The organism is Microvirga sp. CF3062, from assembly GCF_036314045.1.
Classification (GTDB): domain Bacteria; phylum Pseudomonadota; class Alphaproteobacteria; order Rhizobiales; family Beijerinckiaceae; genus Microvirga.
Genome location: NZ_JAYGGN010000001.1, coordinates 67,309 through 81,024, shown reverse-complemented (window position 1 = coordinate 81,024; position 13,716 = coordinate 67,309). Strand labels below are relative to the sequence as shown.

The window sequence follows — 13,716 nt, the reverse complement described above, 5'->3', positions numbered from 1 at the left end:
ACTAATGTTTTCGTCACAGAGGCGTCACTCAAGGCCGCTAGCGCAGGGCCAGCCTTACCAGAAGCGAGGAACTGACCCGTGCCCATGAAGCGGATTTGTCTCACCCTGCTCGTCGCCCTCGTGCCTGCTTTCGCGCAGGCGCAAGGTGTTTCCGGCAACCTGGTGCTCTATACGAGCCAACCCAACACCGACGCGCAGCAGACCATTGATGCGTTCAAGGCGAAGCACCCGGGCGTCAACGTCACCTTCGTGCGCGATGGCACGCCGAAGATCCTGGCCAAGCTGAGCGCGGAGTTCGAGGCCGGCCAGCCCCAGGCCGACGTGCTGCTGATTGCCGACAGCGTCACCATGGAAGGTCTCAAGAAGGAAGATCGTCTCCTGGCGCACGAGAAGGCGGATACGTCCGCCTATCCGGCCGGCACGCACGATTCCCAGAAATTCTGGTTCGCCACCAAGCTGATCACCACCGGCATCGCCTACAACACCAAAGCAGGCTTCAAACCCGCCTCCTGGCTCGATCTCACGAAACCTGAGGTCAAGGGCCAGGTCGTCATGCCAAGCCCGCTTACCTCGGGCGCTGCTCTCATCCACGCTGCGACGCTCACGGGCACCATCGAAGGCGGTTGGGACTATTACGAGGCGCTGAAGGACAATGAGGCGGTTGCCGGCGGCGGCAACGGCGACGTGCTCAAGCAGGTGGCCGGCGGGCAGAAGCTCTACGGTGTCATCGTCGACTACATGCCGATCCGCGAGAAAGCCAAGGGCGCGCCGATCGAGTTCGTGTTCCCGAAGGAAGGCGTCTCGGCGGTGTCCGAGCCCGTTGCCATTCTCAAGACCACGAAGAACGCCGATGCCGCTCGTGCCTTCGTCGACTTCCTGCTCTCGAAGGAGGGCCAGGAGGTGGCGCTGAAGCAGGGCTACATTGCAGCCCACCCGGCCGTCGCGCTGCCCGCCGGCTACCCGCCGCGCGAGCAGATCAAAGTCATGGGCTTCGACGCCGCTAGGGCGTTGGCCGACGAGACCAAGAACAAGGCGGCCTTCGCCGACATCTTCGGCCAGTGAGGCACGGGACGAAGCACAAGTCGTTCCTGGAGCGGGGAGGCCTCAGTCTCCTCGCTCCCATTGCTTTGGCGGTGGTGATCTTCGACGTGCTGCCCGCCGGCCGCCTGCTGCTGACGGCTCTTGCGCCCGGCGGCGTCTTCGATCCCGACAAGGCGCTTGCGGCGCTTGCCAGCCGTTCGGCTATCCGCGCCACCTGGGCCACGCTGGAAACCGCGTTCTTCTCCACCCTGCTGGCGCTGCCCCTCGGCACGCTCATGGCGCTCGTGCTCGGCATTACCGATATCCGCAGGCGCCGGATCACATCGTTCCTGTTCGTACTGTCGTTGATGATCTCGCCGCAGGTGATCGCGCTCGCCTTCCTTCATCTCGCAGGTCCCGCCTCGCCGATCCTCAATACCCTGGGGCTCGCGCCCGAGGCCGGCAGCATCAACCCGATGCTTGGACGCCTCGGCATCATTCTCGTGCTGGGGCTGCATCATGCGCCCCTGGTCTATGTGATCATGAGCGCAGGCCTGAAGCGCATTCCACTCGCCGTCGTCGAGGCGGCGCGCATCGACGGCTCGCCGCCGCTTAAGGTCGTGACCGATCATCTTCTGCCCCTACTACGGCCGCATCTCATGAGCGCGGGCCTGCTCGCCTTCGTGGCCGGCATCGGCAATTTCGGCATTCCAGCGCTTCTCGGCGCGCCGGTGAACTATCTGACCCTTCCCGTGCTCATCTATCGCCGTCTGTCGAGCTTCGGCACGGGCATTCTCGGTGACATGGCGGCACTCGGTCTTCTCGTGGCGGTCATCGCCATCGTGTGTGTGGCGGCAAGCCAGATCCTGACGCGCCGCGGTGAGGTTCTTCTGGAGGAGGACGCGCCTCTTCAGCCCTTCTGGAAACTCGGACGCGCGGGCGCGGCAGTCGAAGTTCTCGTCGGCATGGTGATCGCCGTGACGCTGATCCTGCCGATGCTGTCGCTCTTCACGGCAGCCCTCGTGCCGTCCTACGGCATGCCTCTGACCCTTTCCACGCTCACCCTCGACAATTTCGTCGAGGTGCTGGCGCGGCAGGACGTCACCATCCGGGCCTTCCTGAACTCACTGCTCTACGCAGGCGGCGCGGCCTGCCTGCTCGCGTGCTTCGCGATCCCGATGGCCTATGGGCTGGTCAGGCTGATGGGACCAATGAGGATCGCGGCCACAGCCCTTCTCGAGATCTCCTATGTGCTGCCCGGCATCGTGCTGGCCATCGCGTGCATCCTGCTGTTCCTGAAGCCGCTGCCACTCGTCGGCGTCTCGCTCTATGGCACGCCGTGGATCATCGTATTCGCCTATCTCGCCCGCTTCTTAGCCTTGGTGCTCAAGCCTGTGCTTGCCGGCATGGTTCAGGTCGACATGGCGCAGGAGGAGGCTGCAGCCCTCGACGGCGCAAGAATCATGCGCCGCCTCATGGATGTCATCCTGCCGTCGCTTCTTCCGGCCGCAGTGGCAGGCGGCCTGATGGCCTTTTTGCTCGCCTTCAGCGAGCTCACCGTCTCGGCCCTGCTCTGGTCGGCCGGCACGGAAACGATCGGCGTGGTGCTCTACAACCTCGAAGAGGCGGGCCTCGCGAGCCAGGCTTCGGCAGTTGCCATCGTCATCGTGGCCGTCGTCACACTCGCGATGCTCGGGCTGAATGCGCTGGGTCAATATCTGCCTGCTGGCACCCTGCCCTGGCATGTCGAGATGGAGGGCAAAATGCGCGTGAATGTACGGCAAGGCGGCATTCCCATCCGCGCTCAAGCGATCAACCCTCGCGCACCGAAGCCGGCCCTCGGCACCTAGTTCTCAAGCCATAGCACCTCACACTGAGCCACAGGCATTGCGACACCTCCTCAAAACTGAAGAGGTGCCTCACATGCCCGGCAGGCTGCGGGGCAACCTTCGTTGCGCGATGGTGCGGTTTGTCCCCAGGTTGGAACATTCCCCTATGCCGAACCCGGTTCAGCGTTTTAGCATCCTCTCATGGCTCCTTCGTCTCTCGATCCCTTCCGCATCGCCCTCACCGAACCGTCCTGGGACGATCTGCGGATCTTTCTCGCCGTGGTGGCTCATGGATCGATGAACAGCGCCGCCAAGGCGCTGGGCCAAAGCCAGCCGACCATCGCACGGCGCATCAAGGTGCTGGAGGAAACCTTAGGGCTCACCCTCTTCCAGCGCGGCCCCAACAATCTCGATCTGACGGAAGCCGGACACGCCGTTCTCGAAGCGGCGGCTCCCATGGGTGAGGCAGCCGCCATCGTGTCACGCACGACCGCAGCCTACCGGCCCGATCCGGACGCTCCGGTGCGGATCACGGCGACGGCCTCGGTCACCCTCTTTCTGTCGCTTCATGCGGCGGAGCTGCACGAGGACGCAGCCCCGGTGGAGATCGCCTACATCCCAACCAGGCAAAGGCTCGATCTCGCCTCGGGCGAGGTCGATATCGGCCTGCGTATGCGCACCCTGCCCGAGGGCACTGACGATCTCGTGGTTCGTAAGATCGGCCAGATTGCCTTTGCCATTTATGCCCGAACGGAAAACCCCACCGCCGTCATCGCGCCACCTGAGGACCCGACGTTGTCGCGGCAGGCGGCCTATGTGGCCGAGTTCGCGCAAGGCCGCACCATCGCGGCCCGCATCGGCGACATGCCGATCCGCTATCAGGCCGCGAAAGCTGGATTAGGGGCCGCCTTCCTCCCCTGCTGGCTCGGTGATTCCGATCAGGATCTCGTCCAAGTGATGAAGCCCGAGGGCGACCTGATCGAGGACGTCTTTCTCGTGATGCATCGCCGCAGCCGGAACCGTCCGAACGTGACGCGGGTGGCGAATGCGCTCGCGACGCTGTTCAAGCGCAATCAGAAGGCGCTGGTGGGCGGGTGAGACGAGCACTTCTCTCTTCTTGCGGCAATACCTCCATTATGCTCTCCCACGTCATCACCGGCCTTGTGCCGGTGATCCCGATTGCATGAAACGCCGAGCCTCGCCGCATCGGGATGGCCGGGACAAGCCCGGCCATGACGTGAAGGTTTCACCCAGTTACGAACGGCATCATGCGCTCTTCGCCGGCTTCTTCCCCGCAGCCTTGACCTTTGCACCCGGCAACTCCCCAAGCGCATGCGCCAGCACCTTCTTCATTGCGCCGGGCAGCGCCTCCTCGTGCAATTGCAGGCGCGGTGTCCAGCGCATGTCGTCCGGCGCCGGCGTGCCCTTGGCGACCTTGGCGAACATCACCGTCAGCTCCAGCGGGAAATGGGTGAAGACGTGGCGCACCGTGCCCGGTAGGCGCTGCCACCGCGCCTCGATGGGGGCGTCGAGCACGGCGCGGGAGGGCTGGTAATCCGGCACCCATTCGCTCGTCGGCGGCTCCACCATGCCGCCGAGCAATCCTGTGGGCGGGCGGGTGCGCAGGAGGATCGTGTCGTCGGCGCGCAGCACCACGAAGGCAGCGCCTTTGCGCAGTTGCCCGGTCTCCTTCTTCTGTTTTTTTGGAAACGTCTCCTGCAGGCCCTCGGCCCTGGCCCGGCAGGGCACCATCCAGGGACACAGCGCACAGGCAGGGCGCTTGGGTGTGCAGATGGTGGCGCCGAGATCCATCACGGCCTGGGCGAAGTCGCCCGGACGGCCCTGCGGCACCAACGCCTCCGTGAGGCTCCGAATCAGGGGCTTGGCCTTCGGCAGCGGCTCCTCGACCATGAAGACGCGGGACATGACCCGCTCCACATTGCCGTCGACCGCCGCCGCCTTCTCGTTGAACGCGATGGCCGCGACTGCCGCCGCCGTATAGGCGCCGATGCCAGGAAGCTTCAGGAGTTCGGCTTCCGTCGCTGGAAACCGCCCGCCATGTTTGTCCACAACCGCCTTGGCGCAGGCATGAAGGTTGCGGGCGCGGGAATAGTAGCCGAGCCCGGCCCAAGCGTGCATCACCGCATCTGAGGGGGCTTCCGCGAGGGCCTCCACCGTGGGGAACCGCTCCAGGAACTTCAGGTAATAGGGTTTGACTGCTGCCACCGTGGTCTGCTGCAGCATGATCTCGGAGAGCCAGACACGGTAAGGGTTTGCGGTCTCGGCCGGCTTGGCGCGCCACGGCAGGTCGCGCCGGTGACGCTCGTACCAGACGAGAAGATCCTGCGGGTCGGGCTTGGTCGCGCTCGAAGCGGGCGTTAACATGGGCTTTGGAATAGCGTTCTATACCGAATATTCCAACGCGGCTTTTGGACATTCAACATGAGACGACCGCGGCCCCTTGCCCGCCCCCTCGCCGAGTTTCTCGACGTCTGTCTGTCCCCCAGCCTGGCGGCGCAGGGCTTTGCCACGTCGGACATCATCATGGCTTGGTCCGAGATCGTCGGCGAGCGGCTTGCCGCCTTCACTCAGCCGCTCAAGATCGAGTGGAAGCGCAAAGCCCCTCATGCCGACCCGGAAACACGGCCGGAGCCCGCGACCCTGGTCATCCGGGTCGAGAGCGCCTTCGCCCTCGAGCTCCAGCATATGGCGCCCACCGTCATCGAACGGGTGAACACCTATTACGGCTGGCGCTGCATCGGAAAGATCGTGCTGAAACAAGGGCCCGTTCGGCGGGTTGAGAAGAAGCGCCCGGCGCCTCCCGTGCTCACCCCTGCGGATCGCGAGAATGTCGACAGGGCGGTGCAGCCTATCGAGGAGGAGGGTCTCAAGGCGGCTCTCGACCGGCTGGGGCAGGCGATAGTCAGCTCAGGTTCACGCACGAAAGCGTGAGATAGCGGCGCTTGCCTCGCAGGCCAAGGCATTCTACCGCAGAACGAAATCCCTTCAGGAGTTCCCTTACGATGATCACTCGGCGTCAGACGCTTCAGCTTCTTGGAACCGCAGCCGTTGCGGCCTATTTCGCCACGAGCCTGCCTGCCTTCGCCCAGAACGTGTCCGCATCCGATCTCGCGGTCCAGGGCCCCCTTGGGGACGTGGCCATGGGTCCGGAGGACGCCAAGGTGACGATCATCGAGTACGCCTCGCTGACCTGCTCCCACTGCGCCACCTTCCACAAGACCACCTGGCCGGAGCTGAAGAAGCGCTATATCGACACCGGCAAGGTCCGCTTCGTCCTGCGCGAATTCCCTCTCGACCCCCTCGCCACGGCCGGCTTCATGCTCGCCCGCTGCGACGGCAACGACAAATACTACCCGATCACGGACCTGCTCTTCGAGCAGCAGCGGAATTGGGCTTTCACAGACAAGCCCCTCGACGCCCTGCGCGGGCTGATGCGCCAAGCTGGTTTTTCACAGGAAAAATTTGACGCTTGCCTCAAAGACCAGAAACTATATGACGCAGTCAACGCGGTGAAGAACCGGGGTATGGAGCAGTTCCGTGTGGACTCCACGCCAACCTTCTTCATCAATGGTCAGCGTCATCCTGGAAGCCTGTCGATCGATGAGATTGAAAAGGTCATCAAGCCGATCCTGGGAGAGTAACCTCTCCTCCCCTGCCCCCATGGGGCGGGACGGGAAGGCGCGTCCATGAAGCTGACGCGCCTTCGCATTGCAGGCTTCAAGACCTTCGTCGAGCCCACCGACTTCCTGATCGAGCCGGGCCTGACCGGCGTCGTCGGGCCGAACGGCTGCGGCAAGTCCAACCTCGTCGAGGCCCTGCGCTGGGTCATGGGGGAGAACTCCTTCAAGAACATGCGCGCCACGGGGATGGACGACGTCATCTTCTCCGGCTCCTCAGGCTCAGGGGGTCGTCCGGCCCGCAACTGGGCCGAGGTGATGCTCACCATCGACAATGCGGAGCGCACGGCGCCCGCGGCCTTCAACGACGCCGATCTCCTGGAAATCTCGCGCAAGATCGAGCGCGAGGAAGGCTCGACCTATCGGGTCAACGGCAAGGAAGTGCGCGCCCGCGACGTGCAGATCCTGTTTGCGGACGCTGCCACCGGCTCCCGCTCGCCCGCCCTCGTGCGCCAGGGCCAGATCAGCGAAATCATCTCGGCCAAACCCCAGGCCCGCCGCCGCATCCTGGAGGACGCCGCCGGCATCGCGGGCCTCCATGCCCGCCGCCACGAGGCTGAACTGCGCCTCAAGGCCGCCGAGGACAACCTTGTCCGCGTCGAGGACGTGATCCGCGAGCTGGAAAGCCAGATCGAGAGCCTGAAGCGCCAAGGCCGTCAGGCCTCCCGCTACAAGAACCTCTCGGCCGAGATCCGCCGCCTTGAGGCCCTGATGTACGCCATCAGCTTCTCCGAGGCACGCGAGCAAGCAGCCACCGCCGAACGTCAGGTGGCAGACGCCCTCAAAGCCGTGGCCGATGCCACCGAGGAGCAGACCCGCGCGGCCACCGCCCAGGCGGTCGCCGCCCATGCCCTGCCTAGCCTGCGCCAGGCGGAGGCAGCCGCAGCCGCAGCCCTGCAGCGCCTGACCCATGCCCGCAACGAGCTCGAATCGGAGGAGCGCCGCTCCAAGGAGCGCGTGACGGAACTGGAGCGTCACATCGGCGACCTCAACCGCGACATCGCCCGCGAGGCAGCCCAGCGTACGGACGCCGAGGCCACCATCGAGCGCCTCCAGTCCGAGGCCGCCGAGATCGCGCTCACCACCGACGGGGCTGACGATGCCCGTGCCGAGGCGGAAGAGCGCCTTCATGCCGCCGAGGGGGAGCTGCACGAGGCCGAGGCTGCCCTGAGCGCCCTTCAAGCCCAGACCTCCGACCTCAACGCCCGCCGGGCCGCCCTGGAGCGTGCCGTGCGCGAGGAGATGGAGCGCGCCGCCCGGTTCCGGTCCGAGAAGGAGCGGCTGGAGCGCGAGATCGCTGCTCTTTCCGCTTCGCCCGAAGACGGCCCCTCCCTCGACGACATGCGCGAGGAGATGGCGATCGCCGAGGAGAGCGCCCAATCGGCCGAAGAGGCCGTGATCGAGGCGCGCGAAACCCTCTCATCTGCCCGCGAGGCCGAGAACCGCCTGCGCCCGCCCCTCACTGAGGCCGAGCGCAAGGCGCAGCGGCTTGAGACCGAGGCCCTGACGCTCGCCAAGCTCGTCACCTCCGCCACCGGCGACCTCTGGCCTCCGGCGCTTGACCAGATCACGGTCGAGAAGGGCTATGAGACGGCGCTGGGCGCAGCGCTCGGCGACGATCTCGAAGCCTCGACCAATCCCTCAGCCCCGGCTCATTGGGAAATGACCGGCACCGGCGAGAGCGATCCTTCCCTGCCGGAGGGTGTCCGCTCGCTGGCCGATCTTTCCCGCGCGCCGGCCGAAATGCAGCGCCGCCTGCGCCAAATCGGCGTGGTGAGCCGGGCCGACGGGCTTCGCCTGCGCGCCCTCCTCAAGCCCGGCCAGCGACTTGTCTCGCAGGAAGGCGACCTGTGGCGCTGGGACGGTTTCACCAATGCGGCGGAAGCACCCTCCCCGGCCGCCCGGCGGCTGGCGGAGAAGAACCGCCTCGGCGATCTTGAGCGCGAGGCGGCGGAAGCCCGCGAGGAGGCCGAGCACCTGCGGCACGAGGCGGAAGCGGCACTTGAAGCCGTCCGCCGGGCCGCCACCCATGAAATGCAGGCCATCGAGGCCGCCCGCCAAGCCCGTCAGGCGCTCGATGCAGCCCGGACCCGTTTGACGGCCGCCGAGCGCAAGGAGGCCGAACTCGGCCAGCGCCGGTCGGCCCTTCAGGAAGGCCTGACCCGCTTCTCCGAGAGCGAAGCGGAAGCGCTGGAGCGCGTGCAGGATGCTGAAGGCGCCCTGCAGGACCTCGCCCCGGCACCCGATCTGGAAAGCCGCTTGCTCGAGGAGCGCACCCGTGTCGCCGAGCGCCGGGCCGCCGCCGCCGAGGCCCGCGCCGCCCTGCAGTCCCTCATGCACGAGGCCGAGCTGCGCCGCCGCCGGCAGGATGCGCTTGCGGCCGATATCCGCCTCTGGACCGAGCGCACCGCCCGCGCAGCCAAGGCTTTCGAGGATCTGGGCGAGCGGCTTGAGCGCGCCCAGGACGAGCACCAGCGCCTGCTGGAGGCTCCCGACACCTATCTCCAGCGCCGCCGCGCCCTCATCAATGAGGTCGACGAGGCCGAGGCGAAGCGCAAGGAAGCTGCCGACCATCTTGCCGATGCGGAGACGGGCCTTGCCGAGATGGACCGCACCGCCCGTGCCGCCCTCGAGGCACTCTCGGCCGCCCGCGAATCCCGTGCCGGATCCCAGGCTCGGCACGAAGCCGCCGTGGCGCGCCTCGCCGAGATCACCCACAATATCGCGGAAAACCTCGAGACGACCCCGGCCGGGCTCATCGAGCTCGCCGGCCTGAAGGAGGCGACCGAGCTTCCGCCGCATGCGGAAATCGAATCGAAGCTCCACTCCCTCAAGAGCGACCGGGAGCGCCTTGGCGCCGTGAACCTGCGCGCCGACGAGGAGCTCTCCGAGCTCGAGACCAAGTACAACAGCATCACCGGCGAGCGGGACGACCTCGTCGAGGCCATCAAGCGCCTGCGCCAGGCGATCGGCAGCCTCAACCGCGAGGGCCGCGAACGGCTGCTCGCCGCCTTCGATGTGGTGAACAACCATTTCAAGCAGCTCTTCAGCACCCTGTTCGGCGGCGGCACGGCGGAACTGACGCTGGTCGATTCGGACGATCCGCTCGAGGCGGGCCTCGAAATCCTCGCCCGCCCCCCCGGCAAGAAGCCCCAGAGCATGACCCTGCTCTCCGGCGGCGAGCAGGCGCTCACCGCCACCGCCCTGATCTTCGCCGTGTTCCTCACCAATCCCTCGCCGATCTGCGTGCTCGACGAGGTGGACGCGCCGCTCGACGACGCAAACGTGGAGCGCTATTGCGCCCTCCTGGAGGACATGTCCCGCCAGACCGAGACCCGGTTCGTGGTTATCACCCACAACCCGATCACCATGGCCCGGATGGACCGCCTGTTCGGCGTCACCATGGCTGAGCGCGGTGTCTCGCAGTTGGTCTCCGTCGACCTGCAGAGCGCCGAGCGCATTCTTGAGGTAGCCTAAGGTTTTCAGGCCCCGCCATGCTTCAGCCTCAAAAACATGTGCGCTTTCCGTCTCAGGCTGCGCAGAGCCAAGCATAAGATAGCAATATCAACTACTTAGTTCTTTTCACACTGTTCTTGACAGGGGTAACCCCCGCTCATATGGTGCGCCCGGCTTTCGGGGCTGGTTTTTCAGGCATTTTCCCGCAACGCTTCACAGGAGATCGCAATGGCGGACCCTAACGAGCGGAACGGTGAAGATGATCGGAAATCGAGCAGTGCCGATGATGCCGACCTTTCAGCGAGACTGAAATCGCTCGATGCGCGGATCTCACAAGCATCCGTTCAACGAGCAGAATCGGAACCTCGCGCCCGCCCGACGTCCAATTCCGCTGCTCTTGGCCAGGCCTTCAGGCTCTCGGCCGAATTCGTTGCAGGAGTTGCGGCTGGCGGGATCCTGGGTTGGATCGTCGACTACCTGCTCGGATCTTCCCCTTGGGGTCTGATCGTTTGTCTGTTACTCGGCTTCTGCGCCGGGATGCTCAATCTGATGCGAGCAGCCGGGGTGGTCAAACCAGCCCGGCATGACGACAAGCGGTGACGGACTTCGAACGCCGAACGGCATTGGCAACAGCGAACTTTTGAGAGCGGATCATGGCGAGCCCGATCGAACAATTCCAGATCAAGCCCCTTATTCCGGTCATCAACTTCACCAATTCGTCGGCCTTCATGATCGGCGCTGCCGCCGTGATCGTGGGCGGCCTTCTCTACGCCACCCGCAAGCGCGCCGTCGTTCCGGGCCGCGCCCAGTCGGTCGCCGAGGTTCTGCACGATTTCGTGGCGAACACGCTGGTCGATGCCACCGGCAAAGAGGGAATGAAGTTCTTCCCCCTCGTCTTCTCGCTCTTCATGTTCGTGCTGACGGCAAACCTGCTCGGCATGATTCCCGGCTTCTTCACGGTCACCAGCCACATCATCGTCACCTTCGCGCTCGCGATGCTGGTGATCGGCACCGTGGTGATCTACGGCTTCGTCAAGCACGGCACCCATTTCCTCGGCCTTTTCGTGCCGTCGGGCGTGCCGGGCTGGCTCCTGCCCTTCATCGTGGTGATCGAGCTCATCTCCTTCCTGTCACGCCCGATCTCGCTGTCCCTGCGTCTCTTTGCGAACATGCTCGCGGGACACATCGCGCTGAAGGTTTTCGCAGGCTTCGTGGTCAGCCTCCTGGCGGCCGGCGGCGCTCTGACGATCCTCGCTCCGCTGCCGCTCCTCATGGCGGTTGCTCTCATGGCGCTCGAGTTCCTCGTCGCCGCCCTGCAGGCCTACGTCTTCACGGTGTTGACCTGCATCTACCTGAACGACGCGCTGCACCCGGGCCACTAGGTCTGCGCTGAGTTAACCTTCCCTCCCGATCACGTTATTCCCAAGGAGATCACAATGGATCCGGTTGCTTTCAAGTTCCTCGGCGCGGGCCTCGCCTGCATCGGCATGGGCCTCGCTGCTATGGGCGTCGGCAACATCTTCGGCAACTTCCTCTCGGGCGCCCTGCGCAACCCGTCGGCAGCCGACGGCCAGTTCGCCCGCGCCTTCATCGGTGCGGCGCTCGCAGAAGGTCTCGGCATCTTCTGCCTCGTCGTCGCTCTCGTTCTGCTCTTCACCTAATCTCAAGACGGTGATCGGGAGGTCGAGGCGCCCAACGCTTCGCCTCGACAGGAGTGACGGCGGATCCACCGCCGTCATTCGTTGTTTTCAGGATCGTTCTTCAGGATCTGCTCCATGGCTCAGGCTCAGACGACCAATGCCACAACAGAGGCCCCCGGCGGCGCTCACGAGGATATCGGCTTTCCGCCCTTCGAGACGGAAACCTATGCCGGTCAGCTCCTCTGGTTGGCGATCACCTTCGTGGTGCTCTACACACTGCTCTCACGGCTGGTCCTCCCGCGCCTGAGCGGAATCATCGAAAACCGCCGCGGCATGATCGCCAACGATCTCGACGACGCGGCTGCCATGAAATCCCGTGCGGAAGAAGCCGGCACGGCCTACGAGAAGTCGCTCGCTGAAGCCAAGAGCCGCGCTCAGGCCCTGGCTCAGGAAACCCGCGCCACGCTCTCGGCCGAGACCGATGCCAAGCGCAAGGCGCTTGAGGCCGATCTCAATCAGCGCCTCGCTGAGGCCGAAGCTACCATCTCTGGTAGGAAGGCCGAGGCCATGAGCCACGTGGATGCCATCGCCCGCGACACGGCGTCCGCCATCATCGAGCGCCTCACCGGCAAGGCTCCGGCCCCGCAGAAGGTCGAAGCCGCTCTCAACCAGATCAAGGCTTGATCAGGAGATCCGCATGTTTCAGAGCGCTGAATTCTGGGTTGGGGTCGCGTTTGTCATCTTCTGGGGACTGATGTTCTACCTCGGCGTCCCGGGCAAGGTGATGAACCAGCTCGACTCCCGCGGCAAGCGCATTGCCGACGAACTAGCCGAGGCCAAGCGCCTGCGTCAGGATGCCGAGAAGCTCCTGAAGGAATACGAGTCCAAGCGCGCCGCCGCCGAGCGCGAGGCCGCCGACATCGTCTCCAACGCCCGTGCCGAGGCCGAGCGCCTTGCTACTGAGGCGCAGGAGAAGATGGCCGACTTCGTGAAGCGCCGTACCGCAACTGCCGAAGCGAAAATCGCCCAGGCTGAGGCCCAGGCCTCCGCCGAGGTGCGTGCCGCCGCTGTCGACGCCGCCATCAAGGCCTCCGAGCGCGTCCTGCGCGACGAGATCACCGGCGCCACCGCCGCCTCGCTCGTCACGTCCAGCCTCAACGACGTACGCACGAAGCTGCAATAAGGTTTTCGCAGAACCGCGAGATCTCAAAGGCCGCCCTTCGAGGCGGCCTTTTTGCTGGAGCATCGTGCGGAAACGTGGATTCCGGTTTTCCGTGCCAAACGATGCGATGATCAAAAAGGGACCATCATGCTGCTGATCTTCGACTGCGACGGGGTTCTTGTCGATTCGGAAGCCCTTGCCTGCGAAATCGACGCCCAGATCCTCACCCGCATCGGGCTGCCTTACACGGCGCAGGACATCGCGCGGAAATTCGTCGGGGTCAGCTTCAAGGACATGGTGGCGCGGATCGAGGCAGAGCATGCTTGCACGCTTCCCGCCGACCTAGGCGCGCAGATCGACAGCGCTCTGTTCGCGAAGTTCGAAACGGACCTGAAGCCGATCGAGGGTGTCCGCGACGCCATCCTCTCACTCCCCTACCCGCGCTGCGTGGCCTCCTCCTCCACGCCCGAGCGGATCGCCCTGTCGCTGCGCATTACAGGGCTGTCGGATCTGTTCGACCACGTCTTCAGCGCCACGCAGGTCGCGCGCGGCAAGCCGGCTCCCGACCTGTTCCTCCATGCTGCAGAGCGCATGGGCGTGAGCCCGCAGGATTGCGTGGTGATCGAGGATTCAGCCGCAGGGGTTCAGGGTGCACTTGCCGCCGGAATGCGTGTGATCGGCTTTGTCGGCGGCGCCCATTGCGGGCCAGAGCATGCGGAGAAGTTGCGACGGGCAGGAGCGCGCATCGTTATTGACAGAATGCCAGATTTGAAAAGCGCCTTCGGGATATGACGCACGCCTAAACCCTCTCCCCTTTAGCGGGAGAGGGTGGCCCTCGCGTCAGCGAGGGTCGGGAGAGGGGCAGCGCAACTACAAAAAAGGCAGCGCTACGGATGCAGCGCTGCCAGATC

13 protein-coding genes are annotated in these 13,716 nt (G+C 65.1%); 12 read left to right on the top strand and 1 reads right to left on the bottom strand.

The genetic code is table 11. From position 1 onward, the window contains the following. Window positions 1-84 precede the first annotated feature (84 nt). From VB618_RS00445 to VB618_RS00435, 3 genes are all read left to right on the top strand, one after another. Window positions 85-1,062: an ABC transporter substrate-binding protein gene (locus VB618_RS00445; protein ID WP_329794520.1), complete on the top strand. Its 978-nt coding sequence runs from the start codon at window positions 85-87 to the stop codon at window positions 1,060-1,062. After that, complete coding sequence (locus VB618_RS00440; protein ID WP_329794518.1) at window positions 1,059-2,870, top strand: ABC transporter permease; 1,812 nt, start codon at window positions 1,059-1,061, stop codon at window positions 2,868-2,870. The genes VB618_RS00445 and VB618_RS00440 overlap by 4 nt, the downstream gene beginning before the upstream one ends. A gap of 180 nt (window positions 2,871-3,050) precedes the next feature. After that, window positions 3,051-3,947, top strand: a complete 897-nt coding sequence (locus VB618_RS00435; RefSeq protein ID WP_329794517.1) for a LysR family transcriptional regulator — start codon at window positions 3,051-3,053, stop codon at window positions 3,945-3,947. Between the two features lie 168 nt (window positions 3,948-4,115). On the opposite strand, the gene mutY is transcribed toward VB618_RS00435, so the two are convergent. Further along, window positions 4,116-5,234: an A/G-specific adenine glycosylase gene (mutY, locus tag VB618_RS00430; RefSeq protein ID WP_329794516.1), complete on the bottom strand. Its 1,119-nt coding sequence runs from the start codon at window positions 5,232-5,234 to the stop codon at window positions 4,116-4,118. A gap of 57 nt (window positions 5,235-5,291) precedes the next feature. Here mutY and VB618_RS00425 point away from each other — a divergent pair, with 57 nt between their 5' ends. From VB618_RS00425 to VB618_RS00385, 9 genes are all read left to right on the top strand, one after another. Continuing rightward, entirely contained in the window at window positions 5,292-5,801 is a 510-nt protein-coding gene (locus tag VB618_RS00425; RefSeq protein WP_329794515.1) for a DUF721 domain-containing protein, read from the top strand. A gap of 71 nt (window positions 5,802-5,872) precedes the next feature. Next, a complete protein-coding gene (locus VB618_RS00420) occupies window positions 5,873-6,511 on the top strand; it encodes a DsbA family protein (protein WP_329794514.1) in 639 nt (212 codons plus the stop codon). A 45-nt stretch (window positions 6,512-6,556) separates the two neighbouring features. After that, window positions 6,557-10,024 carry a chromosome segregation protein SMC gene (gene smc, locus VB618_RS00415; protein WP_329794513.1) on the top strand — a complete coding sequence of 1,156 codons (3,468 nt, stop codon included), beginning with the start codon at window positions 6,557-6,559 and terminating at the stop codon, window positions 10,022-10,024. A 207-nt stretch (window positions 10,025-10,231) separates the two neighbouring features. Continuing rightward, window positions 10,232-10,603, top strand: a complete 372-nt coding sequence (locus tag VB618_RS00410) for an AtpZ/AtpI family protein (RefSeq protein WP_329794512.1) — start codon at window positions 10,232-10,234, stop codon at window positions 10,601-10,603. Between the two features lie 53 nt (window positions 10,604-10,656). Next, window positions 10,657-11,385: a F0F1 ATP synthase subunit A gene (locus tag VB618_RS00405; RefSeq protein ID WP_329794511.1), complete on the top strand. Its 729-nt coding sequence runs from the start codon at window positions 10,657-10,659 to the stop codon at window positions 11,383-11,385. Between the two features lie 54 nt (window positions 11,386-11,439). Next, window positions 11,440-11,664 carry a F0F1 ATP synthase subunit C gene (locus tag VB618_RS00400; RefSeq protein WP_009764739.1) on the top strand — a complete coding sequence of 75 codons (225 nt, stop codon included), beginning with the start codon at window positions 11,440-11,442 and terminating at the stop codon, window positions 11,662-11,664. Window positions 11,665-11,778: 114 nt separating this feature from the next. Continuing rightward, window positions 11,779-12,327, top strand: coding sequence for a F0F1 ATP synthase subunit B family protein (locus VB618_RS00395; protein ID WP_329794510.1), 549 nt, complete (start codon window positions 11,779-11,781; stop codon window positions 12,325-12,327). 13 nt (window positions 12,328-12,340) lie between these two features. Continuing rightward, on the top strand, window positions 12,341-12,826 hold the full coding sequence (locus VB618_RS00390; RefSeq protein ID WP_329794509.1) for a F0F1 ATP synthase subunit B family protein: 486 nt from the start codon (window positions 12,341-12,343) through the stop codon (window positions 12,824-12,826). 126 nt (window positions 12,827-12,952) lie between these two features. Continuing rightward, window positions 12,953-13,597, top strand: coding sequence for an HAD family hydrolase (locus tag VB618_RS00385; protein WP_329794508.1), 645 nt, complete (start codon window positions 12,953-12,955; stop codon window positions 13,595-13,597). The last annotated feature ends 119 nt before the right edge of the window (window positions 13,598-13,716 follow it).

Bases quoted from the DNA above. Each gene is read 5' to 3' on its own strand.
- smc (WP_329794513.1), top strand. From the start codon at position 6,557: ATGAAGCTGACGCGCCTTCGCATTGCAGGCTTCAAGACCTTCGTCGAG.
- VB618_RS00400 (WP_009764739.1), top strand. From the start codon at position 11,440: ATGGATCCGGTTGCTTTCAAGTTCCTCGGCGCGGGCCTCGCCTGCATC.
- VB618_RS00395 (WP_329794510.1), top strand. From the start codon at position 11,779: ATGGCTCAGGCTCAGACGACCAATGCCACAACAGAGGCCCCCGGCGGC.
- VB618_RS00425 (WP_329794515.1), top strand. From the start codon at position 5,292: ATGAGACGACCGCGGCCCCTTGCCCGCCCCCTCGCCGAGTTTCTCGAC.
- VB618_RS00385 (WP_329794508.1), top strand. From the start codon at position 12,953: ATGCTGCTGATCTTCGACTGCGACGGGGTTCTTGTCGATTCGGAAGCC.
- VB618_RS00420 (WP_329794514.1), top strand. From the start codon at position 5,873: ATGATCACTCGGCGTCAGACGCTTCAGCTTCTTGGAACCGCAGCCGTT.
- VB618_RS00405 (WP_329794511.1), top strand. From the start codon at position 10,657: ATGGCGAGCCCGATCGAACAATTCCAGATCAAGCCCCTTATTCCGGTC.
- VB618_RS00410 (WP_329794512.1), top strand. From the start codon at position 10,232: ATGGCGGACCCTAACGAGCGGAACGGTGAAGATGATCGGAAATCGAGC.
- VB618_RS00390 (WP_329794509.1), top strand. From the start codon at position 12,341: ATGTTTCAGAGCGCTGAATTCTGGGTTGGGGTCGCGTTTGTCATCTTC.
- mutY (WP_329794516.1), bottom strand. From the start codon at position 5,234: ATGTTAACGCCCGCTTCGAGCGCGACCAAGCCCGACCCGCAGGATCTT.
- VB618_RS00435 (WP_329794517.1), top strand. From the start codon at position 3,051: ATGGCTCCTTCGTCTCTCGATCCCTTCCGCATCGCCCTCACCGAACCG.
- VB618_RS00445 (WP_329794520.1), top strand. From the start codon at position 85: ATGAAGCGGATTTGTCTCACCCTGCTCGTCGCCCTCGTGCCTGCTTTC.